This is a genomic window from Crossiella sp. SN42, from assembly GCF_023897065.1.
GTDB lineage: Bacteria > Actinomycetota > Actinomycetes > Mycobacteriales > Pseudonocardiaceae > Crossiella.
Genome location: NZ_JAMHIV010000008.1, coordinates 225,645 through 249,419, shown reverse-complemented (window position 1 = coordinate 249,419; position 23,775 = coordinate 225,645). Strand labels below are relative to the sequence as shown.

Annotated in this window: 23 protein-coding genes; 13 read left to right on the top strand and 10 right to left on the bottom strand. The window is 71.6% G+C overall.

Annotated elements, in window-relative coordinates:
* The 4 genes from M8C13_RS12380 to M8C13_RS12365 form a co-directional block, all read right to left on the bottom strand.
* On the bottom strand, nt 1-453 hold a 453-nt coding region (locus M8C13_RS12380; protein WP_374213061.1), incomplete at its 3' end, for a CoA-binding protein.
* A gap of 2 nt (nt 454-455) precedes the next feature.
* On the bottom strand, nt 456-1,625 hold the full coding sequence (sucC, locus tag M8C13_RS12375; RefSeq protein WP_252480662.1) for an ADP-forming succinate--CoA ligase subunit beta: 1,170 nt from the start codon (nt 1,623-1,625) through the stop codon (nt 456-458).
* Between the two features lie 106 nt (nt 1,626-1,731).
* The gene (locus M8C13_RS12370) at nt 1,732-2,130 is read right to left on the bottom strand and encodes a cobalamin B12-binding domain-containing protein (RefSeq protein ID WP_252480661.1); all 399 of its coding nucleotides are present in this window, start codon (nt 2,128-2,130) and stop codon (nt 1,732-1,734) included.
* Between the two features lie 9 nt (nt 2,131-2,139).
* Nucleotides 2,140-3,810 (bottom strand): hypothetical protein, encoded by a 1,671-nt coding sequence (locus tag M8C13_RS12365; protein ID WP_252480660.1) that lies wholly within the window; start codon nt 3,808-3,810, stop codon nt 2,140-2,142.
* A 141-nt stretch (nt 3,811-3,951) separates the two neighbouring features.
* Between M8C13_RS12365 and M8C13_RS12360 the strand changes: the two genes are divergently transcribed.
* Together M8C13_RS12360 and M8C13_RS12355 are read left to right on the top strand one after the other, a co-directional pair.
* Nucleotides 3,952-4,953, top strand: a complete 1,002-nt coding sequence (locus M8C13_RS12360; RefSeq protein WP_252480659.1) for a triacylglycerol lipase — start codon at nt 3,952-3,954, stop codon at nt 4,951-4,953.
* Between the two features lie 348 nt (nt 4,954-5,301).
* Nucleotides 5,302-5,934, top strand: coding sequence for a M23 family metallopeptidase (locus M8C13_RS12355; RefSeq protein WP_308202791.1), 633 nt, complete (start codon nt 5,302-5,304; stop codon nt 5,932-5,934).
* 520 nt (nt 5,935-6,454) lie between these two features.
* Here the strand turns inward: M8C13_RS12355 and pcrA are convergent.
* On the bottom strand, nt 6,455-8,839 hold the full coding sequence (gene pcrA / locus M8C13_RS12350; RefSeq protein ID WP_252480657.1) for a DNA helicase PcrA: 2,385 nt from the start codon (nt 8,837-8,839) through the stop codon (nt 6,455-6,457).
* 138 nt (nt 8,840-8,977) lie between these two features.
* Between pcrA and M8C13_RS12345 the strand changes: the two genes are divergently transcribed.
* Nucleotides 8,978-9,592 carry a DedA family protein gene (locus tag M8C13_RS12345; RefSeq protein ID WP_252480656.1) on the top strand — a complete coding sequence of 205 codons (615 nt, stop codon included), beginning with the start codon at nt 8,978-8,980 and terminating at the stop codon, nt 9,590-9,592.
* Here M8C13_RS12345 and M8C13_RS12340 read toward each other — a convergent pair.
* On the bottom strand, nt 9,576-10,040 hold the full coding sequence (locus M8C13_RS12340) for a hypothetical protein (protein WP_252480655.1): 465 nt from the start codon (nt 10,038-10,040) through the stop codon (nt 9,576-9,578). The two genes, M8C13_RS12345 and M8C13_RS12340, sit on opposite strands and share 17 nt — an antisense overlap.
* 176 nt (nt 10,041-10,216) lie before the next feature.
* Here M8C13_RS12340 and M8C13_RS12335 point away from each other — a divergent pair, with 176 nt between their 5' ends.
* A complete protein-coding gene (locus tag M8C13_RS12335; protein WP_256508921.1) occupies nt 10,217-10,558 on the top strand; it encodes a chorismate mutase in 342 nt (113 codons plus the stop codon).
* A 213-nt stretch (nt 10,559-10,771) separates the two neighbouring features.
* Here the strand turns inward: M8C13_RS12335 and M8C13_RS12330 are convergent, their stop codons facing one another.
* Nucleotides 10,772-11,878: a histone deacetylase gene (locus M8C13_RS12330; RefSeq protein WP_252480653.1), complete on the bottom strand. Its 1,107-nt coding sequence runs from the start codon at nt 11,876-11,878 to the stop codon at nt 10,772-10,774.
* A 62-nt stretch (nt 11,879-11,940) separates the two neighbouring features.
* On the opposite strand from M8C13_RS12330, the gene M8C13_RS12325 reads away from it, so the two are divergent.
* The 6 genes from M8C13_RS12325 to M8C13_RS12300 all read left to right on the top strand — a co-directional run bounded on the left by M8C13_RS12325 (nt 11,941) and on the right by M8C13_RS12300 (nt 17,952).
* Nucleotides 11,941-12,243 (top strand): hypothetical protein, encoded by a 303-nt coding sequence (locus M8C13_RS12325; protein WP_252480652.1) that lies wholly within the window; start codon nt 11,941-11,943, stop codon nt 12,241-12,243.
* Between the two features lie 102 nt (nt 12,244-12,345).
* Nucleotides 12,346-13,083 carry a PIG-L deacetylase family protein gene (locus tag M8C13_RS12320; RefSeq protein ID WP_252480651.1) on the top strand — a complete coding sequence of 246 codons (738 nt, stop codon included), beginning with the start codon at nt 12,346-12,348 and terminating at the stop codon, nt 13,081-13,083.
* A gap of 39 nt (nt 13,084-13,122) precedes the next feature.
* Nucleotides 13,123-14,025 carry a hypothetical protein gene (locus M8C13_RS12315; protein WP_252480650.1) on the top strand — a complete coding sequence of 301 codons (903 nt, stop codon included), beginning with the start codon at nt 13,123-13,125 and terminating at the stop codon, nt 14,023-14,025.
* A 220-nt stretch (nt 14,026-14,245) separates the two neighbouring features.
* The gene (locus M8C13_RS12310) at nt 14,246-15,064 is read left to right on the top strand and encodes a hypothetical protein (protein ID WP_252480649.1); all 819 of its coding nucleotides are present in this window, start codon (nt 14,246-14,248) and stop codon (nt 15,062-15,064) included.
* A 111-nt stretch (nt 15,065-15,175) separates the two neighbouring features.
* Nucleotides 15,176-16,111 carry a hypothetical protein gene (locus M8C13_RS12305; protein WP_252480648.1) on the top strand — a complete coding sequence of 312 codons (936 nt, stop codon included), beginning with the start codon at nt 15,176-15,178 and terminating at the stop codon, nt 16,109-16,111.
* A gap of 128 nt (nt 16,112-16,239) precedes the next feature.
* On the top strand, nt 16,240-17,952 hold the full coding sequence (locus M8C13_RS12300; protein WP_252480647.1) for a serine/threonine-protein kinase: 1,713 nt from the start codon (nt 16,240-16,242) through the stop codon (nt 17,950-17,952).
* On the opposite strand, the gene M8C13_RS12295 is transcribed toward M8C13_RS12300, so the two are convergent.
* Nucleotides 17,949-18,854 (bottom strand): LysR family transcriptional regulator, encoded by a 906-nt coding sequence (locus M8C13_RS12295; RefSeq protein ID WP_252480646.1) that lies wholly within the window; start codon nt 18,852-18,854, stop codon nt 17,949-17,951. The genes M8C13_RS12300 and M8C13_RS12295 overlap by 4 nt on opposite strands.
* A gap of 83 nt (nt 18,855-18,937) precedes the next feature.
* Here M8C13_RS12295 and M8C13_RS12290 point away from each other — a divergent pair, with 83 nt between their 5' ends.
* Nucleotides 18,938-19,867 carry a DMT family transporter gene (locus M8C13_RS12290; protein WP_252480645.1) on the top strand — a complete coding sequence of 310 codons (930 nt, stop codon included), beginning with the start codon at nt 18,938-18,940 and terminating at the stop codon, nt 19,865-19,867.
* Here M8C13_RS12290 and M8C13_RS12285 read toward each other — a convergent pair whose 3' ends face one another.
* Together M8C13_RS12285 and M8C13_RS12280 are read right to left on the bottom strand one after the other, a co-directional pair.
* Nucleotides 19,868-20,560, bottom strand: a complete 693-nt coding sequence (locus tag M8C13_RS12285; RefSeq protein WP_252480644.1) for a response regulator transcription factor — start codon at nt 20,558-20,560, stop codon at nt 19,868-19,870. It lies immediately after the preceding gene.
* Entirely contained in the window at nt 20,557-21,888 is a 1,332-nt protein-coding gene (locus M8C13_RS12280; protein ID WP_374213060.1) for a PspC domain-containing protein, read from the bottom strand. Before M8C13_RS12280 ends, M8C13_RS12285 begins: the two co-directional genes overlap by 4 nt.
* Nucleotides 21,889-22,031: 143 nt before the next feature.
* On the opposite strand from M8C13_RS12280, the gene M8C13_RS12275 reads away from it, so the two are divergent.
* Together M8C13_RS12275 and M8C13_RS12270 are read left to right on the top strand one after the other, a co-directional pair.
* The gene (locus M8C13_RS12275; protein ID WP_252480643.1) at nt 22,032-23,519 is read left to right on the top strand and encodes a PspC domain-containing protein; all 1,488 of its coding nucleotides are present in this window, start codon (nt 22,032-22,034) and stop codon (nt 23,517-23,519) included.
* A complete protein-coding gene (locus M8C13_RS12270; RefSeq protein ID WP_252480642.1) occupies nt 23,509-23,712 on the top strand; it encodes a hypothetical protein in 204 nt (67 codons plus the stop codon). The genes M8C13_RS12275 and M8C13_RS12270 overlap by 11 nt, the downstream gene beginning before the upstream one ends.
* Nucleotides 23,713-23,775: the final 63 nt, after the last annotated feature.

Below are 23,775 nucleotides of genomic sequence, written 5' to 3'. Positions count from 1 at the left end.
GGGGCCGGAGATGTCGGCCGGGATGATGCCCGCGTTGGACTTGCCGGGGGAGATGACGCCGGGGCAGTTCGGCCCGATGATCCGGGTCTTGTTGCCGGTGGCGTTGGCGTGCGCCCAGAAGTAGGCGGTGTCGTGCACCGGGATGCCCTCGGTGATGACCACCGCGAGGCCGATGCCGGCGTCGATGGCCTCGACGACCGCGCCCTTGGCGAACTTCGGCGGCACGAAGACCACGGTGACGTCCGCGCCGGTCTCGGCCATGGCCTCACCGACGGAGTTGAACACCGGGAGCAGGGTGCCGTCGAAGTCGACGGTCTGGCCACCCTTGCCGGGGGTCACGCCGCCGACGATGGTGGTGCCCGACTTCAGCATCCGCTTGGTGTGCTTGGAGCCCTCGGCGCCGGTCATGCCCTGGACGATGACCTTGCTGTTCTCGGTCAGGAAGATAGCCATGGTCATGCCCCCGCAGCAGCGAGCTCGGCGGCCTTGTCGGCCGCGTTGTCCATCGTGTCCACCACGGTCACCAGCGGGTGGTTGGCCTCCGCCAGGATGCGGCGGCCCTCTTCGACGTTGTTGCCGTCCAGACGGACGACCAGCGGCTTGGTGGCCTCGCCGCCGAGGATCTCCAGCGCCTTGACGATGCCGTTGGCGACCGCGTCGCAGGCGGTGATGCCGCCGAAGACGTTGACGAAGACCGACTTGACGTCGGTGTCGCCCAGGATGATCTCCAGGCCGTTGGCCATCACCTCGGCCGAGGCGCCGCCGCCGATGTCCAGGAAGTTGGCCGGCTTGACGTTGTTGTGCTTCTCGCCCGCGTAGGCCACCACGTCCAGCGTGGACATGACCAGCCCGGCGCCGTTGCCGATGATGCCGACCTGGCCGTCGAGCTTGACGTAGTTGAGGCCCTTCTCCTTGGCTTTGGCCTCCAGCTCGTTCTCCGCCTGCTTGTCCACCAGCTCGGCGTGCGCCGGGTGCCGGAAGTCGGCGTTCTCGTCGAGGGTGACCTTGCCGTCCAGGGCGATGATCTTGCCCTGCGGGTCGCGGACCAGCGGGTTGACCTCGACCAGGGTGGCGTCCTCGGAGACGAAGGTCTCCCAGAGCTGCACGATGACCGCGGAAACCTGGTCGGCCACCTCGGCCGGGAACTTGGCCGCGGCGACGATCTCGTCCGCCTTGGCCTTGTCCACGCCCTTGATCGGGTCGATCAGGACCTTCGCGAGGGCCTCGGGCTTGGTGGCCGCGACCTCCTCGATGTCCATGCCGCCCTCGACGGAGGCCATCGCCAGGAAGGTCCGGTTGGCCCGGTCCAGCAGGAAGGAGAAGTAGTACTCCTCCGCGATGTCGGAGGCCGGGGTCACCAGGACGCGGTGCACGATGTGCCCCTTGATGTCCAGGCCGAGGATGGCTTCCGCCTTGGCCTTGGTGTCCTCGGGGGTCTCGGCGAGCTTGACGCCGCCAGCCTTGCCACGCCCGCCGGTCTTGACCTGGGCCTTGACCACAACGGTCGAGCCGAGGTCCGCCGCGATCGCGCTGGCTTCTTCAGGGGTGCTAGCCACGGCGCCGGGCAACACCGGCACTCCATGGGCGGCGAAGAGATCCTTCGCCTGGTATTCGTACAGGTCCACTAGAAGTCTCCTGCGACGCCGGTGTCGGACCTGGCAGACCCTATCGAGGTCACACCCCTTGACACGCACCACCACCCGGTGAAGTCCGTCACCGTGAGCAACGGCACTACTGCGCAGGCACGTTTCCGCGGACCCAGTCCACGATTTCCTGGGTGGTCGCGCCGGGGGTGAAGACCTTCGCGACGCCGAGCTCGGCGAGCTTGGGCATGTCGTCGTCGGGGATGATCCCGCCGCCGAAGACCACCACGTCCGCCGCGCCCTTCTCCCTGAGCAGCTCGATCACCCTGGCGAACAGGGTCATGTGCGCACCGGAGAGCACGGACAGGCCGACCACGTCGGCGTCCTCCTGGATGGCGGTCTGCACGACCTGCTCGGGAGTCTGGTGCAGGCCGGTGTAGATGACCTCCATACCGGCGTCCCGCAGTGCCCGCGCCACCACCTTGGCGCCCCGGTCATGGCCGTCGAGACCGGGCTTGGCCACCACCACGCGAATCCGACCGCTCATGCGGGCACGCTACTCCGTGAAGCTCATTGCTGACGAGCGTCGCGACCACGCGACACCCGCGCCGGCGAGCAGCGCGGCCAGCGCCGCGAGCCCGAGGAAGAAGCCCAGACCGGCAGATCCGCCGCCGCGCACCGGCAGTTCCGCCACCCGCAGCGCGACCACCAGCGCGGCCCCGGCCAGCAACGCGCTCGCCCGGGCCGGCCGGGAGCGGGGCGCCAGCAGCGCCGCGCCCACCACGGCGGTCAGGCTCAGCAACAGGCCCCAGGTCTCGGTGCGGAAGTCCCAGAGCAGTCCGGCGGCCGGGAACTCCGGGTTGTCCACCACCGGCAGCAGGTAGGCGCCGAAGCCCAGCGCGGCCCCGAGCAGCGCGGGGACCAGCACCACCCGGTCCGCGCTGATCTCGGACAGGTCCACGGTGTCCTCCCGCTCCTGGCCGCCCGCGATCACGCACAGCAGCCCGGCGACCGAGGCGCAGACCGCCGCGAGCACCACCAGGGCCGCGGCCAGCAACGCCGCCCGCAACCCGTTCACCTGGCTGAAAGCGGTGTCCAGCACGTCGAGGCCGGTCGCCGGGACCAGCACCCAGGCCACCGCCAGCGCGGGGCGGGAGCTGGTCGCGGTGTCCTTGGCCAGCAGCAGCAGGCCGAGGCCGAGCAGGATGAACCCGGCGACCGCCAGCATCCGGGCCGAGCCCACCGACTGCACCTCGCCGGAGGCCAGCCGGGCGATCGGCAGCGCGCTGGCCACCACCGCGAGCACCCCGGCCACGGTGGCCAGCACCCCGGCGGCCGGCTGGAGCTTGCGGTGCCCCGGCAGCTCGCCGATCTCGAAGACCAGGTTCCGGCGCATCCCGGCCACCCAGGCGAGGATCCCCAGCACCACCAGCACCAAGGCGGTCTGCACCAGCCCCACCCACTGGAACAGGCCAAGGCCCAGGCCGGGCGTGGCCAGCGCGGAGACCGCCGGGACCAGTGTCACGCCGGCGGCGGCCGCGACCAGGCCGATCAGCCCGCCCCTGGCCACCTCCGGATCGGCCGCGCCCACGAAGTACGCACCCGCGAACAGCATCGAACCGGCCAGCAGCACGGTGCCCGCGACCACCAGGGCCGGGGACTCGGTGATCAGCCGGACCGGCAGGTACGGGTCGCTGGAGAGGAACGCGGGCACGAACAGCGGCACCGCGAGCAGCCCGGTCACCGCCAGCACGCCGTACATCAGCCCCGGCCGGGCGCGGGCGGTGTCCCTGGCCTCGGTGCCCCACTCGCCACCGGCCAGCACCGCCGAGACGATCATGAGCAGCCGGCTCAGCAGGAGCAGGTACAGGCCGCCGCCCGCGGAGAGGTTCACCAGCTGGGTGGGCACGAACAGGTCCGGCCGGGCCACGCTCAGCGGGTCCACCAGCACCTGGAGGTCCACCAGCAGCAGGCCGGGGGCGAGCATGCCGGCGGCGCGCAGGATCCCGGCCGCCCCACCGTGGTCACCGCGACTGGCGAAGATCACCGCCAGCACCGGCGGCAGCGCGCTGACCAGCGCCAAGACCAGCCAGGACGGGTAGGCGGGTGGCATCTCGGGCGAAACCGACCCGATCAGCGGAGCGAGTGCGGCGAACGGGACCGCGAGCACGGCCAGACCGATCGCGGTGGGTAGCCGGGCGGGCGAGACGGGGGATCCGGACGTCACTGCGCAGATCGTAGGTGAGCCGGGTGGCGCAGGCGCGTCGAGTGATCTCCAGACATACCCCGTCGCCGCTGGCCCAAGCCCCGATAAAACGATTGCTATCGCAGGCGGCGAATATGGCCCAGATCACTTACCGTGAGTTGTATGGGCAAGGACGCCACTACCGGGTTACTGGGGCTCGCGGGCGAGCTGCTCCAGCAGGCCCGGCAGGGCGTCGACGGCGTGCGGGACGCCTCCGCCGAGACCCTGCGCTTCGTCCGTTCCCTGCTCACCCCTGGCGGGCTGCGCGGGGCGACCATGGAGACGGCCTGGCTGGCCGCGCACGCGGTGCTCTACCCGTGGGGCGCGCTGGCCGAGCAGCTGCGGCCGGAGGGCCCCTACGGCAGCTACCGCACCGACGGGTTGCCGCCGATGCAGCGCGGCCTGGTCTGCTCGGACCTGGAGGCGGCGGGCACCCCGATCGTGCTGGTGCACGGGATCGGCGACAACCGGTCGATCTTCACCTTCCTGGCCGCCGCGCTGCGCAGGCGCGGGTTCGGCGTGGTGCACGCGGTGAACTACAGCGTGCTGACCGCGCTGACCGGGGACGTCCGGGCCGCCGCGGAGTACCTGGGCCGCTGCCTGGAGCGGATCCGCGAGCAGACCGGCGCGGAGTCGGTGCACCTGATCGGGCACTCCCTCGGCGGCGTGATCGCCCGCTACCACGTGCAGAAACAGGGCGGGGACGAGCACGTCCGCTCGCTGGTGACGCTGGGCTCGCCGCACGCGGGCACGATGACGGCCTACCTGCTGCCCACCCGGCTGGCCCGCCAGCTGCGGCCCGGCTCCAAGCTGCTCGGCGAGCTGGCCGGGCCCGCGCCGGGCTGCCGGACCCGGTTCCTGGCGGTGTGGAGCGAGCTGGACCAGGTCATGATCCCGCAGCGCACGGCCTGCCTGACCCACCCCGATCTGGACGTGCTCAATCACCGGGTGCGCGACGTCGGCCACCTCTCGCTGCCGGTGGACCCCACGATCGTGCACACGGTGCTCACACATCTCACTCGATCGGATGGATTGAGCCAGCACCCAGGCGTGCAAGGTAGTGATCTGGGTCACACGATTCCGGATACTGAGTGTCATCTCAGCAAGTCTCAGACTTGTCAGTAACCCCCGTTCAGCAGAATCTCGGCCCAGGGGTTTGCCCCTAGGGGCGCCGCGCCGTTACTGTCCCCGCGTCCGTTGTCACGGTCCGATCACAAGAGGACACGGAGCCGGTTACCCCGACCGACTCCACCGGGATCCCCCGCCCGGTCTCGTCCAATCGGACTCCCCGAGACGGAAGGGCAGGCATTGACTCAGCACCGCTCCCCCGGCGGCGGTCATCCCTCCCACGCTGTTGACGTGGTCGAACAGCAGAAGGGTGAAGCGCGTCCCCGCGGCGCGCACCGGCTTCCGCCGCCGCCCTCTGCCATGCGTGGCAGGGTTGTCGTAGCAGCAGTAGCGGCCGGCGCTTTTGTGGCCGCAGGATCGTCCCTGGACACCGGCAGCGGCAACGCCGCCGCGTCCGACGAGGTCACCCCGCTGGCCTCCGGCGCGGACGCCAAGGCAAGCTTCACCGCCATCGGCGGCGACTCCCTCGAGGTCCTCCCGCTCTCGCGGACCACGGACGCCTCGCTCGAGTACCAGAAGCTGGCCAAGAGCGAGCGCATCAAGCAGGACCAGCAGGACCGCGCGGCCCGCGACGCCGAGGCCCGCAAGCCGATGTTCGTCTCGCCCGCGCAGGGCGTGTTCACCTCCGGCTTCGGTGGCCGCTGGGGCACCACGCACTACGGCATCGACATCGCCAACCGCCTGGGCACCCCGATCGTCTCCGTCGCTGATGGTGAGGTCATCGAGGCCGGCCCGGCAAGCGGTTTTGGCCTGTGGGTCCGCGTGCAGCACAAGGACGGCACCATCACCGTCTACGGCCACATGGACCGGATCACGGTCAAGCAGGGCCAGAAGGTCAAGGCGAACCAGCAGATCGCCACCATGGGCAACCGCGGCTTCAGCACCGGCGTGCACCTGCACTTCGAGGTGTGGAGCCCGAGCGGCAAGAAGATCAACCCGCTGCCCTGGCTCAACGAGCGCGGCGTCTTCGTGAAGTAGCCACGCCCCAGCGTTTACCGCCTCCGCCCGGATGCCGCACTTCCCTGCGGCACCCGGGCGGACGCGTGTCCCCACAGTTCCCCGCCGGTTGTCTCCCGTCGGACCCGAGCGGCCCCCGAAACACGCCACCCAGAGCCCTCAACCGCCGAAGCCCCGTTATCTGGTAACTACCCGTACCCCTCCCCGCCAAACCCGCCCGATCGGGTGTCGATGCTGATCTAACACCCACCCACCGACAAAACTTCCCCAGTAGTCGCCGGTCCGGGATTCAACTTTTTTTCGAGCCAAAACCGCAGGTCAGACCCGTGGCCGAAGCCTGCAAGGGGAACCGGTCACTGCCCGGAAGTGCAACGCCCGACCCCGTTAGCCCAAACGGGTCAGTGCGTACTGGCTGGTAGCGCGCGACCCGGTGTCAGGGACGGTCTGCACCGCCGAAGAACAGATCCGCGCTATGCGGCCGTTCCGGATGAAAACGGCCGCCGCCGCCCCCACCGCCACCGGGGTGGGGGCCGCCGGCTGGTTAGAGCTTCACCATGGGGACGCCGCCGATGAGCATCAGGCGGACCTTGCCCGAGGTGCCGAAGTCGATGGTGGCGGTGGCCTGGGGGCCGGTGCCGTTGGTCTCGATCACGGTGCCCAGGCCGTACTTGTCGTGACTCACCCGGTCGCCGACGTCCAGGGTCATGGACGGGGTGTTCTGCCAGCCCTTGTTGAGCGCGGCGCGGCGGGCGAAGGGTGAGTTGCTGACCTCGCTGCTGGCGGCGCGGTCGAAGCCGCGGCGGCCCCAGGTGGTAGCCGCGGCGGGGCCCGCTCGTTCCGGTTCCACGCGGCGCCAGTCGAGCAGGTTGGCCGGGATCTCGTCCAGGAAGCGGGAGGCGGGGTTCATCATCGGCTGGCCCCAGGCCGAGCGCATCAGGGCGCGGGAGACGTAGAGGCGTTCCCTGGCCCTGGTGATGCCGACGTAGGCCAGGCGGCGTTCCTCGGCCAGCTCGGCCGGGTCGCCGAGGGCGCGCTGGTGCGGGAACATGCCGTCTTCCCAGCCGGTGCAGAAGACCACCGGGAACTCCAGGCCCTTGGCGGTGTGCAGGGTCATCAGGGTGACCACGCCGTCGCCCTCGTCCGGCAGCTGGTCGGAGTCGGCGACCAGGGAGACGCGCTCCAGGAAGGCCGCCAGGGAGTCCTGGGCGGGCAGACCCTCGTCCTCGGGCAGGACAGCCCCGCCGTCGGCGTCGTCTTCGGGGGTGGCGACCTGGAGCTGGACGAACTCGCGGGCCACCGTCACCAGCTCGGTGAGGTTGTCCAGGCGGGAGGCGTCCTGCGGGTCGTCGCTGGCCTCCAGCTCGCCGCGGTAGCCGGTCTTGTCCAGCAGGGTGTCCAGCACCTCGGCCACGTCCTGGCCGACCTCGACCAGGCCGCGCAGCTCGGTGATCAGGTCGGTGAACCCGGCGATGGCGCGCTGGGACCTCGGGTTGAGCAGCGGGATCCGGTCCGCGGCCGCCTCACGCAGCGCGGCGGCGAAGGAGATCCGCTCGCGTTCGGCGTGCGCGGCGACCACGGCCTCGGCCCGCTCGCCGATGCCGCGCTTGGGCACGTTGAGGATGCGGCGCAGGCTGACCGTGTCCTCCGGGTTGTCCAGCACCCGCAGGTAGGCCAGCGCGTCCCTGACCTCGCGCCGCTCGTAGAACCGGACGCCGCCGACCACCCGGTACGGCAAGCCGAGCCGGATGAAGACCTCTTCGAACACGCGGCTGGAGTTGTTGGTGCGGTAGAAGACCGCGATGTCGCCGTTGACCGCCTCGGCCGAGTCGACCAGCCGGTCGATCTCGTTGGCCACGAACGCGGCCTCGTCGTGCTCGTTGTCGGCGACGTAGCCGACGATCTGCTCACCGTCGCCGGAGTCGGTCCACAGCCGCTTGTCCCGGCGGCCCTGGTTGCGCGAGATGACCGCGTTGGCCGCGGACAGGATGGTCTGGGTGGAGCGGTAGTTCTGCTCCAGCAGGATGGTGCGCGCCTGCGGGTAGTCCCGCTCGAACTCCTCGATGTTGCGGATGGTCGCGCCGCGGAAGGCGTAGATGGACTGGTCCGCGTCGCCCACCACGCACAGCTCGCCCGGCGGGATGCCGCCCTCTCCGGTGCCGACCAGCTCCCTGACCAGCACGTACTGCGCGTGGTTGGTGTCCTGGTACTCATCGACCAGCACGTGCCGGAACCGCCGCCGGTAGTACTCGGCGATGGCCGGGAAGTTCTGCAGCAGCTCGACCGTGCGCATGATCAGGTCGTCGAAGTCCAGCGCGTTGGCCTGGTTCAGCCGCCGCTGGTACTCGCCGTAGACCTCGGCGACCCGGCGCTCCAGGTCGTTGGCCGCGCGCTCGGCGCCGTCCTCCGGGGTGAGCAGCTCGTTCTTCAGGTTGGAGATGTGGATCGCCAGGGTGCGCGCCGGGTAGCGCTTGGGGTCCAGGTCGAGGTCCCGCGCCACCAGCGTGATCAGCCTGCGCGAGTCGTCGCTGTCGTAGATGGAGAAGTTCGAGCTCAGCCCGGCCGACTTCGCCTCGCGGCGCATCACCCGCACGCACATGGAGTGGAAGGTGGACACCCACATCGCCCGCGCGCGGGGGCCGACCAGCGCGCTGACCCGCTCCTTCATCTCCGCGGCTGCCTTGTTGGTGAAGGTGATCGCCATGATCTCGCCGGGGTGCACCCCGCGCGCGGCCAGCAGGTAGGCGATCCGGCTGGTCAGCACCTTCGTCTTGCCCGAACCGGCGCCGGCCACCACCAGCAGCGGCGACCCGCTGTGCTCGACGGCCTCGCGCTGTCGCGGGTTGAGCCCGTGCAGCAACTCGGCAGGCGCGGCGGGGGCCGGGCGGCGCGGGGCGGGGGGCTCGTGGAGTTCGAACAAGGCGTCCATCGGGAGACCACGGTACTCGGCGGCCCCGACATCCCCTGGGTCGCGTTCAGGGACGGGCCAGGGGCGTTCCCCGATTCTTCGCACCCGGTTCAGCGACAACATCGCTACTAGTCCAGTCGACCTAGTAAGAGGGATGTCATGAACCTGATGCCGGACCTCGCGGGGCTTGGACCGGTCACGATTCTGCTGATCATCACCGCGCTGTGCGTGGTGGAGGCGACGCTGCTGGTGGGCTCGCTGGTGCCCGGCGAACTGGTGGTCATCGCGGGTGCGGTGGCGCTGGGGCCGGAGTACTTCCCGCTGGTGGCCATCGCCGCGGGCCTCGGCTCGCTGATCGGCCAGACCGGCGGCTACCTGCTGGGTCGCGGCACCGGCGGCAAGATCCGGTACAGCTGGGCGGGCCGCAAGCTGGGCGAGCACCGCTGGGCGCGGACCGAGGCGCTGGTGCGGTCAGCCGGTCCGAGCATGATGGTGGCGGTCCGGTTCGTCGCGGTCGGGCACACCCTGGCGCCGATCCTGGCCGGGGCGATGAAGGTGCCGCCGCGCCGGTTCTTCTTCCTCGGCGCGGTCAGCTCGATCGGCTGGTCCAGCGTGTGGGCGCTGCTCGGGCTGTTCGCCAGCAGCCTCGGCCAGGCCATGGACAGCCAGCTGATGGCCCTGGCGCTGGGCGTCGCCGGCATGGTGGTGGCCGGGATCCTGCTCACCAGGGCCGCCAACCGGGCCCTGCCGGTGGAGGTCAGTGCTCGTAGCTAGTCACCAGCACGTTGACCACGTTGTTGGCGTGGTTCTGCTCGGAGCGGCGCCAGCCGTCCACGGTGACCGGGATGAAGGTGTGCGAGGTGGTGCCGTCGGGCACGCCGCTCACCGTGATCGGCGGCAGGCTGCCGCCGTGCGGGATGTTCTCCTGGCTCATGCAGAAGAACTCCCAGGCCTCCGGCTCGGTGCAGGTCCAGCCCGCGCCACTGGCACGCAGCGTCAGGCCCTTGATCTTGGGCGCGTGCACCGCGCCCGCGGACCCGGCCACCGTGCCCGGGTTGCGCACGGTCACCTCGAAGGTGAAGGTCTCGTGGTTGTAGGCGAGCAGCTCGGTCTTGCTGCTGGTCACCGCGATGTCGTAGGCCAGGGCAGGAGCCGCGCCGGCGATCGGCGCGGCCGCGGCGAGCACCGCCAGTCCGGTGGCGGTCAGGGCGAGCTTGCGCATGGAGGTTCCTCTCAACGAGCGGGACACGACTCGACGGCAGGGCGCAAGCGTGCCAGAATCGATCTGTGGCTCACCGCGCGTTTTACTTTTTCTACGGGTACCGGACTCCGGCACCCGTGGTCAGCTGACGCCAGCCGAACCACGACCGATGCCCCGGAGTCCTTGGACCCGGGGCTTTGTGCTGCGGGGACCGGGATAGCCGGGTCAGTCCACCCGAGCAGATGAGGATCGCCATGAACGCCGCGCTCGACAGCGACGCACAGTCCACCAGCACCGAGACCGACATCGACTCCCTGCGCGAGGAGATCGACCACCTCGACTCGGAGATCCTCCGGTTGATACAGCGCCGCACCGAGGTCTCCCAGACCATCGGCGCCGCGCGGATGGCCGCGGGCGGTCCGAAGATCGTCTACAGCCGGGAGATGGCGGTGCTGGCACGCTTCCGCGAGCTTGGCCCCGAGGGCAAGGAACTGGCCATGATCCTGCTCCGCCTCGGTCGCGGCCGCCTCGGGCGGTGACTGTGACATTGGCGTGCTCCGCACGCGGGTGTTTTCGCTCTTGAGTCGCCTCGTCGTGCATCCGCCGCACGCGAAGCAAGCTTCGGATGCGTCGGACGCACGACAAGGCGACGCGAAAACACAACCCCGTCGCTGGTCAAGAGCCCGGCGTGTCGCTGGCGCGCCACGCCTCTTTCGCAACGAGTGGTGTGGTGAGGCGTGGCCGGGTGCGTTTTACAGGTCCCAGTGTTCGCGCAGCGCCGACCGCACCAGGTTCAGGTCCGCCGTGGTGCGGTCGGGGTTTCGCGCTGAGTCGTCCGGTAAGTAGGCCAGCGGGTCGGCCAGCAGTGGTTCGGTGTGGCCGAGCAGGCCCTCGATGAGGGCGTGCAGGCACAGTGCCGAGTAGCCGCGCAGGTAGCCGCCTTCCTGGGTGAGCACCGGGCCGTGGCCGGTCAGCTCCTCGGCCAGCGCCGCCACCCGGCCGCCGATCCACCGGTAGCCGGCCGCGGTGAGGTTGTGCCGCCCGTTCGGGTCGAAGGTGGAGCCGTCGAAACCGGAGGCGCCCAGCAGCAGTTGCGGGCGGAACTGGCGGAGCACGGGTTCGGCGATCTCGGTGAAGGCGCGGCGGTAGGCCTCGTCACCGGCGCCGAGGGAGAGCTCGATGTTGACGTTGTGGCCGGCGCCGGTCTCCTCGGGAGCGCCGGTCTGTGGGTGGGCCTTGCCCCAGCGGCCGTGCCGCATGTGCACCGAGATGGTGAGCACCCTGGGATCGTCGTAGAAGATCTCCTGGGTGCCGTTGCCGTGGTGGACGTCCCAGTCCAGGATCGCCACCCGCTCCAGGCCGTGGGCCAGGCCCATCTTGGCGGCCAGGGCCACGTTGTTCACCAGGCAGTAGCCGTCGGCCTGGCCCCGCTGGGCGTGGTGGCCGGGTGGGCGGACCAGGGCGTAGGCGGTGTTCGACTGTCCGGACAGCACAGACCAGGTGGCCTCGATCGCGGTGCCCGCGGCCGCCCGGATCGCGGCCCAGGAGCCAGGGCCGACGACGGTGTTCTCCTCGATCGCGACCAGTTCGCCGGTGCCGCAGGCGCTGCTCAGGTCGGCGAGGTAGCGCAGCTCGTGCACCTCGGCCAGTTCGGTGGGGTAGGCGTGCCTGCCCTGGTGCCAGCGCAGGGAGTCCTTGACCGGGCCGTGCCGCAGGGCGTGCTGGAAGGTGCGCAGGCGGGCCGCGTTCTCCGGGTGGGGTTCGGGCTCGTCCAGCCAGTCCCAGCGGCCGGGCAGCTCCCACAGGCCGGTGCCGGTGTCGTGCGCCAGGCAGTCGGGGTGCCAGTAGACGTCGATCACCGGGGCAGCATCTCAGGGATGTCACCGATGCCGCCGCTGTAATACCGGCGCACACTGGGTTTATGCATCTCATCGCTGTTCTTGTCGGGCTGGTCGCCCTGCTCGCCTCGGTGGCCAACGGCGGTTATCTGGCCATGCTCAAGTCGGCGGCCGCCAAGCGGGCGGGCGGCGAGCCGGTCGTGCACTACGTGCAGGAGCGGATGCCCAAGGTGGGCATCACCGTCGTGCTGGCCGTGCTCGCGCTGCTGATGACCATGGGCGGGTTCGTCTTCGACGTGCTGGCCGTCGTGGTGGCCGCCGGCGCTGGGCTGACCGCGGTCAAGGAGCTGCGGGCCACTCACGAGCGGTATGGCAAGGCCAGCTGATCTTGATACCGGGCGGGTGGAGTACACCCGTCCGGGTATCACGCCGGGTAGTTAGAGGGACCCGGAGCGCAACCGCATCCCGGGCCACCTACCCTGGGTGAGATGGCTCACGAACCCACCAACGACGACGGCGGCATCAGCCGCGTGCTGGTCGTCGCAGCTCACCCGGACGACGTCGACTTCGGCGCCGCCGGGACGGTGGCCGCCTGGACCAAGGCGGGCATCGAGGTCGCCTACTGCCTGTGCACCTCTGGTGAGGCCACCGGCGACCTGGACACCCCCCGTGCGGAGATCGCCGAACTGCGCGAGCAGGAACAGCGCGCGGCCGCGGAGATCGTCGGCGTGACCACCCTGTACTTCCTGCGCCACCCCGACGGACGCCTGGTGCCCGGACTCGCGCTGCGCCGCGACATCACCAGGATCATCCGCACCTTCCGGCCGGACCGGGTGCTGACCTGGTCGCCGGAGATCAACTGGGACCACATCGTCACCTCGCACCCGGACCACCGCGCCGCGGGCGAGGCCGCGCTGGCCGCGGTCTACCCGGACGCGCGCAACCCGCACGCCTACCCCGAGCTGCTCACCCAGGAGGGGCTGGCGCCCTGGACGGTGCGCGAGCTGTGGCTGGCCGACGGCCCGCGCGAACGACGGCGGCAGGCCGTCGACATCACCGACCTGATGCCGATCAAGCTGGCCGCGCTGCGCGCGCACCAGTCACAGACCGGAGGAATGGCGGGGCTCGACGAGCAGCTCCGCGGCGAGTTCGCCGCCCAGGCGAAGCACGCCGGCCTGCCCGAGGGCAGGCTCGCCGAGACGTTCCAGGTGGTCAACACGGCATAGGCGGGAAACCGCCCTGCTGGGGCGAAAGAGGTCAGCGAGATGAACAGCGGACAGGGGCCCGCCGAGCGGTACCGGCCACGCCACGGCCGGCACCGCCCGGAAGCCAACGCGCTGTCCTGGACGCCGGAGGTGTCGCGGCCGGAGCCGCCGCCACTGGCGGACCCGGTGGCCGACACCGCGCCGCCCGGTCTGCGCAAGTTCGACCTCGGCATGGTCCCGGCCTCGGTCACCCCACCGCGCACCTGGAAGCGGGCGGCCTGGTTCGCCGGGCTGTCCTCGGCCACCGTGCTGCTGGTCCTGGTCGCCGCGGCGGCCGCGCTGGTCAGCCCGGACGGCGAGGACCACCTGGAGTCGCTGCCCGGCTACCCCAGCGACATGGTGCTGCCGGAGGGCAGCAAGACCTCCTCGGGGAAGCCCAGCCCCAGCGGCGGTGGCCGCGGCAACAACAACAGCAGCAGCAGCGCAGGCCGCACGCCCACCGCGGGGCCGAAGACCTCGCGCACCACCGGCACGCCCTCGGGCCCGTCCCGGCTCACCGGCGGCGGCGGCGAGACCAAGCCGGGCAGCAGCACCTCGCTGCCGCCGGTGACCACGGTGACCAACGACCGGGCGGTGCCGCTGGTGCCGGTGGACAAGCTGGCCGGGCAGACCATGGCCTTCTTCGCCGCGCTGCCGGAGGACCCGCAGCGGGCCTTCGAGGCGCTCAGCGGGCCCGCGATCAAGGACAGCGGGTTCCCCGCGTTCCAGCAGCGCTTCGACAACCTGCAGCGGGTCGAGGTGAAGACCATCCAGGTCGATCCGGGCCGGGGCGTGACCACCTCAGTGGTGGAGGTGCAGGCCAAGGACGGGTCGCTGAGCACCCAGCAGCGGGAGCTCGTCTTCACCGTTTCCGAGGTGCCGCTGGTCAACGGCGAGCGGCTGGTGTCCACCGCCGAACGGTGAGGTCCAGGCCCCGCCGGACCGAATCCGAAGGGTGACCATTCATCCGTTCGACTGGCTTTTTCCGACCGTTTATCGACTCGAACGGGTGAACTGTGGCCAGTCGCTGGCACCTGCTGCCGATGTGACGGTACGAGTCCTGACGACCACAGAACGTACGGAGGCCACCACCGTGGAGCGTTCGACGACTGGTCGTCGGCACCACCGTGCCGGATCAGTCACCGTGGCGGACCTGATCAGGCAGCAGCCCTGCCCGGTCCGGATCCCGCCGCGCGAAGTAGTCGAGACCGAGGAGTTCGTCGACGAGCTGCTCGGCGAGGAGACGACCGTGACGGTCGCCCCGCCGCAGCCGCTGGAGCGCACCCGGCGCTCGACCCGGCTGATCGGGATGCTGATCGGCGCGGTCGTGCTGACCGGCGCGGTCACCGCGGCCTCGGCGATCACCTCGAACATCTGGACCACCCCGCAGGCCGAGCGGGCCCCGGTGCAGCGCGCCACCGAGCTCACCGGCGCGATGGTGCTGCGACCCGACCTGCTCACCGCCGAGCTGGTCAGCCCGCGCACCTCCCAGCAGGGCCAGGCCGCCGCGGCCAGCCCGGTGCCGCCCGCGGCCCGGCCGAACCCGCCGGTCAGCGAGCAGGCGCAGCCACTGGCCGTGCGGTCGGGCAAGCCGGTGGTGACCACCCAGCCCGGCGCCCAGCGCAGCGCGACCACCCAGCCGCCCGCACAGGGCCTGAACACCCCGGTCGGCGTGGTCCGCGAGTTCTACCAGCGGCTCGGCCAGAAGCAGCCGGAAACCGCGGCCGGCCTGCTCACCCCGAACCTGCTCGGCGACCTGGCCGCCTTCATCCGGTCCTGGAGCGAGCTGCGCCAGCTGGACCTCAAGGAGGTCGAGGTCCGGCCGGACGGCTCGGTGCTCGCGGTGGTCCGGCTGCAGCAGGCCGACGGCAGCTGGCTGACCATCGAGCAACTGCTCCGGCTGGCCAACGCGGTGCCCATGCGGATCACCGGGGCGGAGCTGCTTTCAGCCCAGCGCGGCTAGGCCATTAGGCCGAAGATTGCCCACAAATTCACCCGATTTGGTGGCACACAACACCTCAAGTCCGGTATCTCAACCCCGTTGAGAAGCTCCCCCGGCCGGAAGGTGATCGCGGTGCGCAAGGGCAGTTCGCGGGATGCGGAATCCCAGATCCTGGTGACCGACCTGCTGCGCAGGGAGGGCCAGACGCCCACGGCGGAGCGGCGCCCGAAGACCGCGCTGCGGGTGCTGGGCGCGGCCGCCGGCGTGGCGGTGCTGTGCGGCACCGTGGGGCTGGGCATCGCCTACATGAGCTTCGAGGACGGCCCCAAGACGCCTGCCGCGGCGCAGCAGAACTTCTCCGGCATCGTCGGCGGCAAGGCCCTGTCGCCGAACGCGATCAACGCGCAGACCGGTCAGCAGACCGGCGCCGAGCAGCCCGGCGGCGACCAGCCCGGCGGCCAGGGCAGCAACGGGACCCAGGGCGGCACCGGCGGCCAGGCCGGCAACGGCGGCCACGGCTCGCAGGGCAACGGCGGCGGCAACGGCGGCGGCCAGGGCGGCAACGGGAACACCGGCGGTGGCGGCAACGGCGGCGTCGGCAGCGACCAGCCGGGCACCGGTGGTGGCGGCGGCGCCGACCCGCAGCCGACCGGCGGCCAGACCAGCCAGCCCGGCATCCCGGTCTCCAGCGCGCCCAAGCCCACCTCCAACGCGCCCAAGCCCACCTCGGCCGCGCCGACCACCAGCAAGCGGGGCGGCCTGCTCGACCCGATCCTGGACCCGATCCTCGGCCTGCTGAGCAAGGCGCCCGACCAGCCGGAGCAGGCCTACGCGATGCTCGCGCCGGAGATGCGCACCGGCGGGGTGGAGGAGTTCAAGGCGGACTGGGCCGGGGTCGAGTCGGCCACCGTCACCGAGTCCCGCGCCGACGGTGCGGACGCCGCCGTGGTGACCGTGGACTACCGCTGGAAGGACGGCCGCACCCTGCGGGTCGAGCAGCGGATGACCGTGGACAAGGTGCAGCGGAAAATCACCAACGCCAAGGTGCTGTCCAGCAAAGGCCGCTGACCAGCGCTGATGGCATCACGTCGGTAAGCGGGCACACCCCAGTTGACCAGCCGCAAGTCAACCCGTCCGGGTGATACCCCTAACCTAGGAGGCGTGACCGACACCGGGACCCGGGCTACGGAGGAGCGTTGAGCGACGAAGGCCGCCTGGTCTCCGGGCGCTACCGACTCACCAGGCGGATCGGCGCCGGTGCGATGGGCGTGGTCTGGCAGGCCAAGGACGAACGTCTCCAGCGGGTCGTGGCGGTCAAGCAGCTGCTGCTCCAGCCCAACCTGGAGCACTCCGAGGCCGAGGAGGCCAAGCAGCGGGCGATGCGCGAGGGCCGGATCGCGGCCCGGTTGCAGCACCCCAACGCGATCGGCGTGTTCGACGTGGCCGAGGACGACGGCGCGCCCTGGCTGGTGATGGAGTACCTGCCCTCGCGCAGCCTGGCCGCCGTGGTCAACGACGAGGGCCCGCTGCCGCCGCGCGAGGTGGCCAGGATCGGCGCGCAGGTCGCGCTGGCCCTCGGCGCCGCGCACCAGGCCGGGATCGTGCACCGGGACGTCAAGCCCGGCAACATCCTGATCGCCGACGACGGCACGGTGAAGATCACCGACTTCGGCATCTCCCGGGCGAAGGGCGACGTCACGGTCACCCGCACCGGGATGCTCGCCGGCACCCCCGCCTACCTGGCGCCGGAGGTGGCCAAGGGCTACGAGCCGGGCGCGCCCTCGGACGTGTTCTCCCTGGGCTCCACGCTGTACGCGGTGGTGGAGGGCGAGCCGCCGTTCGGGCTCAACGAGAACACCCTCGCGCTGCTGCACGCGGTGGCCGCCGGGGTGGTCCGCCCGCCGCAGATGGCCGGTCCGCTCACCCCGGTGCTGATGCACCTGCTCCGGCCGCAGCCGAACGACCGCCCCACGATGACGCAGGCGAGCGAAGCCCTCTCCGCGGTGGCCGCGGGGCGGCAGAGCGCGCTCAGCACGCCTCCTGGCGGCTGGGCCACCGTGGTCACGCCGACCACCCAGCTGCCCAACGGGCCGTCCGCGCCGACCCAGTCGATGCCGCCGGCGCTCCAGTCGCCCCGGCTGCACCAGGGCTCCGGCCCGCACCACCAGCCGAAACAGCCGATGACCAGGCTGGACGCCCGCCCGCTCTCGGACGCGCCGATGACCAGGGTCGGTCCGCCGACCCCGCCGCCGCGCCCGCATCCGGCCACCGGCACGGGCGGCCGGCCGATGGCCGCGCCGAAGAGCGCGCCCCCGCCGCCGGAACGGTCCAAGCGCACCACGATCCTGCTGGCCGCCGCGGCCGTGGTGATCGCGGCGCTGATCGGCGTGCTGATCGCGGACTGGGTCTCCAGCAACAGCTCGGGCAACGCCAACCCGAACACCGGGGTGCCCGCGCCGACGACGACCGCCGCCTCCAGCGCGAAGAAGCCGCCGCCGACGAAGAAGACCAGCGCCGAGCCGACCTCCAGCAGCAGCACCACCAGCACCAGCCCGACCACCACCTCGGCCGCGCCGACGCTGACGCCGGAGGACATGGTCCAGGAGGCCAAGCGCTACTACGCGCTGCTGCCGGGCCAGCCCGAACAGGCCTACCAGCGGCTGGGCCAGGCGATGCAGCAGAAGACCCCGTTCGCCTCCTACAAGAAGTTCTGGGAGGGCTTCAAGGACGTGGAGGTCGGCGAGGTCGCCGCGCAGGGCAAGGACAAGGTGCGGATCAAGCTGACCTACGTCAAGAAGAAGGAGGGCGAGGAGGACCAGTCCGAGATCCGGCTGCTCACCCTCTCCCCCAACCCCGACACCGGCGCGCCGCAGATCAGCGGGGACGCCAGGGTCGGCGGCGCGAACTAGCGCGCGGCCACTGCCGCGGCCGACTGGAGCGCGGCCAGCAGGGCGCGCAGCACCGGGCGATCCGCGTCCGCCTCGCGCACCGCGGCGAAGATCCGCCGCGCCGGCTCGGGGTTGCGCACCTTGCGCACCACCACTCCCGGGTGCACCGCGCCGAGGCCCAGCTTGGGCACCAGGGTCAGGCCGAGACCGGCCGCGGCGAAGCCCTGGGCAGTGGGGAAGTCGTCGGACTCGACCACGAAGCAGGGGCTGAACCCGGCGCTGGCGCAGGCCTCCAGCACCGCCTTCCGGCAGGGTCCGCTGGTGGTCATGCTGTCCACCAGGGGCTCGCCGCCCAGGTCGGCCAGGTCGATGACCCGTTTCGCGGTGAGCCGGTGGCCCTTGGGCAGCACCAGCCGGTAGGGGTCGTCGAACAGGTGGGTGAGCCGGATGTCCGGCAGCGGCGGCTCGTCGTCGAAGACCACCACCACGGCCAGGTCGGCCCGGCCGGCCAGCACCTCCTCCAGCGGGCTCTCCGGGTCCTTGAGGGTCAGGTCCAGCCGGACCGTGGGGTGCGCGCGGCGGAAGGTGGCCACCGCGGGCGGCACCAGCGCGGCGCCGGCGGTGGCGAAGAAGCTGACGCCGAGGCGGCCGGTGCGGCCCTCGCGCAGGTCGGCCAGTGAGCGCTCGGCCTCGGCCAGCTGGGCGGTGATCACCCCGGCGTGCTCGGCGAGCAGCCTGCCCGCCTCGGTGGGGCGCACGCCGCGGCCGGACTTCTCCAGCAGCGGCAGCCCGGCCTCGCGTTCCAGCGCGGTGATCTGCTGGCTGATCGCCGAGGGCGTGTAGCCCAGGTTGGTGGCCGCGGCGGTGACCGAGCCGCTGGTCACCACGGCCCGGAGGACACGCATGCGGCGCACGTCGAGCATGCCGCTGACTGTACAGATTCGCTAAAGAGTCGTGTAGAAGTATTCACTTGTGCTGACAGGTTGCGGAGCGCACCGTTGTTGACGTGACATCTAAGGGCAATCTGGTGCGGTTGGGCCTGCTGGCCCTGTTCTGGGGCTCCAGCTTCCTCTGGATCAAGTTCGCGCTGACCGGGTTCTCCCCGGTGCAGATCGTGCTGGTCCGGGTGGCGCTGGGGGCGCTGGTGCTGCTCGCGGTGGTGCGGGTGCAGCGGCTGCGGCTGCCGAGCGGCGGCCGCCTGTGGGGCCACCTGACCGTGGCCGCCTTCTTCAGCAACGTGCTGCCGTTCACCCTGTTCGGCATCGGCGAGCTGACCGTGGACTCGGGCATGGCGGGCGTGCTCAACGCCACCGTGCCGCTGTGGACCCTGCTGCTGGGCCTGGTGGTCGGGCAGGAACGCAAGCTGGGCATGGTGCGCGCGATCGGGCTGACCCTCGGCTTCGCCGGCACGCTGGTGATCTTCGCGCCGTGGCAGGGCGCGGCCTCGGAGCTGGGCGGGGCGCTGGCGATCACCGGCGCGGCGGTCAGCTACGGCGTCGGCGCGCTGTACATGAGCCGGTTCCTGGCAGGCGCCGGGCTCGCGCCGGTGGTGGTCTCGGCCGGGCAGATGCTCGCCGCGACCGGCCTGATCACGCTGGCGGTGCCCTTCGCCGGGTTGCAGCCGGTGCACCTGACGCTGACCTCGGTGGCCGCGGTGGTCGTGCTCGGCGTCTTCGGCACCGGGATCGCGTTCATCTTCTTCTACCGGCTCATCGCGGACGAGGGCGCGACCAGCGCCACCACGGTTACCTACCTGATGCCGCTGGTGTCGGTGCTGCTCGGCGCGCTGGTGCTGAACGAGGAGATCGGCCTGCGGGTGGTGCTCGGCATGATCGTCGTGCTGGGCGGGGTCGTGCTGACTCGGCACCAGCCCAAGACGGCCGCCGCCGCACCGGAACCACTGCCGGTGCGCGCGGCGGCCTCAGCCGGGGAGTAGCTACACGAGGCGGCGGTCGGAGGCCCAGCGGGACAGCTCGTAGCGGTTGGACAGCTGGGTCTTCCGCAGCACGCTGGAGACGTGCGTCTCCACGGTCTTGATCGAGATGAACAGCTCGGAGGCGATCTCCTTGTAGGCGTAGCCGCGGGCCAGCAGGCGCAGCACGTCCCGCTCGCGCGGGGTGAGCAGGTCCAGCTCGGGGTCGCGGATCGGGGCCGCGCCCGGCCGGTCGGCGAAGGCGTCCAGCACGAAGCCGGCCAGCCGCGGCGAGAACACCGCGTCGCCCTCGCGGACCCGGCAGACCGCGTCCACCAGCTCGTGGCCGGAGATGGTCTTGGTGACGTAGCCGCGCGCGCCGTTGCGGATCACCGCGATGACGTCCTCGGCCGCGTCGGAGACGCTCAGCGCCAGGAACACCACGTCCGGGAAGGCCTTGCGGGCGCGGCGCAGCACCTCGTTGCCGCCGCCGTCGGGCATGTGCACGTCCAGCAGCACCACGTCCGGGCGGAAGTGCCCGATGCCGGCCACCGCCTCGCCGACCGAGCCCGCCTCACCGACCACCTCGACCTCGGCGTGCGCCTCCAGCTCGGCGCGCACGCCGGCGCGGAAGAGCGCGTGGTCGTCGACCAGGAAGACCCTGACCGGGCCGCGTGGCTCCGCGGGTGTCTCGGCGTTCTCGACCTCTTCGCTCACGTCCGTGCCTCCTTGCTCGCCCTGGGCATCTCGAGCTGGATCTCGGTGCCCTCGCCAGGCGCGGTGCGCACCCGCACCTTGCCCCCATTGCGCTCCATCCTGCCGTGGATCGAGTCGGCGAGCCCGTGCCGGTCCGCTGGAACCTGTTCCGGGTCGAACCCGGCGCCCCGGTCCCGCACGAAGACGTAGACCACCTCGGGCTCGACCTCGGCGTACACGCTGACCTCGCCGACCCCGGCGTGCTTGGCCGCGTTGACCGCGGCCTCGCGGGCGGCCTGCACCAGCGCGGCCATCCGGTCGTCCAGCGGGCAGTCCCCGACCACGACCTGCTGCACCCGGATGGCGAAGGTGTCCTCCACCTGTCCGCAGGCGATGCCCACCGCGTCGGCCAGGCTCTCCCCGGACACGCCGTGCGCGGGCTCCTCCGCCTCCGCGGTGGCCGCGCCGCGACCGTAGCCCGCCGGGCCGTACAGCCAGCTGCGCAGCTGGCGTTCCTGGCCGCGGGCCAGGCGGCTGACCTCGCGCGGGTTGTCCGCCTGCTTGAGGATCAGGGCCAGAGTCTGCAGCACCGAGTCGTGCAGGTGCGCGGCGATCTCGGCCCGCTCCTCGGTGCGGATGCGCGCCCGGCGCTCCTCGTTGAGGTCGCGGACCAGGCGCAGCCACCAGGGCACGGTGAGCACGCCGACGCCGAGCAGGGTGACCACCACGGCCATCACGGCCAGCTGGGCCTGGTTCAGGTCCACGCTGCTGACCAGGTAGAACACCACGCCGGCGGTGGAGACCAGGATGCCGGCCACCACCCGGAGCATGGCCATCCGGCCGCCGCGGCCGAGCATCCCGGATTTGGCCGAGTCCCGCCAGCGGCGGCGCTGCGCCTCGTCGGCCTCCCGCCAGACCAGGGCCGCGCCGGCCAGCGCCACGCCCAGCGGGCCGACCACCCAGCCGCTGATCGCGCCACTCCACATGCTCAGCGCGAGCGCCATGGCCACGCCGATGGCGAGCACGCCGATGGCCTGCTGGCGCTGCACCGGGTTCTCGGTCTGCGGTTCGGCCCCGGTGCGCTGCGGCACCAGCAGCCAGAGCAGGCCGTAGGCGAGCACGCCCGCGCCGGCGAAGGCGACCAGCACGGTGAAGGCGACCCGCACCCACAGCACGTTCACCTTGAGGTGCTCGGCCAGCCCGCCGGCCACCCCTGCCAGGATGCGGCCGCTGCGGCGGCGGTACATGCGCAGGGGCAGCGCCACGGTGGCCGCCTCGCCCGCGGTCGCGGGGGGCTGGCCGGTGCCGCCGCGCTCGGTGCTGCCGATCGTGGCCTGGGAGTTCACCATGGCATGGTCACACGTGCAGGTGCGGATTCGCATCGGGGCGCAACCCGGAGACCCCGCCTCGGGGTGGGGTCGGGGGGCTTCCCTGATGTGGGCGGGTGCGGGCGTGGCCCAAGCTGGTCACCGTGAGCGGGACGGACGGAAACATGCGCGTCGAGGAGACGCTGCGCGACCTGTGGTCGTCGCGGCCACGGCGGCCCAGGGAAGATCGCAAGATCGCCGGGGTGGCCGCCGCGATCGGCAACCGCTATGCGATCGATCCGGTCGTGATCCGGGTCGCGCTCGTGGTGACGGCGGTCTACGGCGGCATCGGAATGATCATCTACCTGCTGGGCTGGCTGATCCTGCCCGGCCCCGACGACCGGGTGTCGCCGCTGGAGGCGCTGCTCGGCAGGGGCCACAGCGCCACGCCCAAGCCGCTGACCCTGTTGCTGATCTTCGGGATGCTGCCCGCCTTCGGCTGGGCGGCCACCACGTTCATCGGCGGCATCTTCGCCATGGTGCTGATCGTGGCGCTGGCGTTCTTCCTGCACCGCAGCCGGGGCAACAGCCCGGTCGCGCCGCCCTCCTTCCCGATGCCGGAGACCACCATGACGCCCGGTACCCCGGTGACCCCGGCGCCGCCGGACCAGCCGACGATGGACCTGCGGACCCCGCAGCCACCCGCGGCCCCCGAGCAGCACACGGTCAACCTGGGCATCCGCCCTGAGCAGGTGACCAGCCAGGTCGAGCCGCCTGCCGCGACCGACACCACCCAGGTCATCAGCGCTGAGGCCCCCGAGCCCGCCACCGAGACCACCAGCGCGCACACGGCGGAGGCCCCGGCGCCGCCAGTGGCCCCGATGTCCCAGTCCCCGGTGTCCCAGCCGCTGCCCACGCCGAGCTTCCCGCCGGTGACCTACCCCGCCACCGGCACCCCGCCGCAGTGGGACCCGCTGGGCGCCGCGCCCTTCGCCTGGGACCTGCCGGAACCGCGCCGCACCGCCGAGGTGGAGGCCGAGCCGGAGCCCAAGCGCAAGACCAGGGTCACCGGGGTGACGCTGGCGCTGGCCTTCATCGTGGGCAGCGTGACCGGCATCCTGGCCGGGCTGGTGCCCTGGTTCACCGCCCCGCACGTGCTGGGCATGGTGGTCGCGGTGCTGGCCATCGGCACCCTGGTCGGCGCCTTCCGCGGCGGTGGCAGGCTGCTGGTGGTGCTGGGCTTCCCGCTGGCGATCGTGGCGATCGGGCTGACCGCCTCGCAGTACTGGACGCACACCTTCGGCAACCAGCACCACCGGATCACCTCGGTGGCGAACCTGCAGCCGAGCTACCGGGTCGGCGCCGGGTCGATCGAGCTGGACCTGACCGAGCTGGACCTGACCAAACCGGACCCGGCCAAGCCGGACCGCTCGGCGGGCACCAGCGTCGTGGTCGGCACCGGGACGATCCAGGTGCTGGTGGGCAAGGACGTGGACGTCGACCTGTACTGCCGCGCGGCGGTGGGCGCCGTGCAGTGCCTGGACAACCAGCGCAACGGCGGCGGCGAGGTCAAGTTGGACGACAACGGGGCGGACGGCCCCGGAGGCGGCAAGCTGCGCCTGCGCGCGGAAGTGCAGGGGCCGGGATCTGTGGAGGTGCACCGTGTCGGCTGAGCAGCAGACCGAGCGCAAGCCGAAGGCAAGCCTGTTCATGGTGTTGTTCGGGGTGTGCGGGCTCGGCGTGGCCGCCTTCGCGCTCACCGACGGGGTCATCTGGCAGGTGGTGGACGTGCGCTGGGCGATCGCGGCGATCGCCCTGTTCATCGGCCTGGTCCTGCTCGGCAACTCGCTGCGCCCGCGCCGGTAGGTGACCGGCCGGAAATCAAATCGATACTGAATTCACGTTTGCCCGTTTGCGTCGCCCCGGTGG

Excerpts from the sequence above, each read along its gene's own strand:
- M8C13_RS12370 (WP_252480661.1), bottom strand. The coding sequence starts at position 2,130 with ATGAGCGGTCGGATTCGCGTGGTGGTGGCCAAGCCCGGTCTCGACGGC.
- M8C13_RS12360 (WP_252480659.1), top strand. The coding sequence starts at position 3,952 with ATGGGCAAGGACGCCACTACCGGGTTACTGGGGCTCGCGGGCGAGCTG.
- pcrA (WP_252480657.1), bottom strand. The coding sequence starts at position 8,839 with ATGGACGCCTTGTTCGAACTCCACGAGCCCCCCGCCCCGCGCCGCCCG.
- M8C13_RS12345 (WP_252480656.1), top strand. The coding sequence starts at position 8,978 with ATGAACCTGATGCCGGACCTCGCGGGGCTTGGACCGGTCACGATTCTG.
- M8C13_RS12340 (WP_252480655.1), bottom strand. The coding sequence starts at position 10,040 with ATGCGCAAGCTCGCCCTGACCGCCACCGGACTGGCGGTGCTCGCCGCG.
- M8C13_RS12325 (WP_252480652.1), top strand. The coding sequence starts at position 11,941 with ATGCATCTCATCGCTGTTCTTGTCGGGCTGGTCGCCCTGCTCGCCTCG.
- M8C13_RS12320 (WP_252480651.1), top strand. The coding sequence starts at position 12,346 with ATGGCTCACGAACCCACCAACGACGACGGCGGCATCAGCCGCGTGCTG.
- M8C13_RS12315 (WP_252480650.1), top strand. The coding sequence starts at position 13,123 with ATGAACAGCGGACAGGGGCCCGCCGAGCGGTACCGGCCACGCCACGGC.
- M8C13_RS12295 (WP_252480646.1), bottom strand. The coding sequence starts at position 18,854 with ATGCTCGACGTGCGCCGCATGCGTGTCCTCCGGGCCGTGGTGACCAGC.
- M8C13_RS12280 (WP_374213060.1), bottom strand. The coding sequence starts at position 21,888 with ATGGTGAACTCCCAGGCCACGATCGGCAGCACCGAGCGCGGCGGCACC.
- M8C13_RS12275 (WP_252480643.1), top strand. The coding sequence starts at position 22,032 with ATGCGCGTCGAGGAGACGCTGCGCGACCTGTGGTCGTCGCGGCCACGG.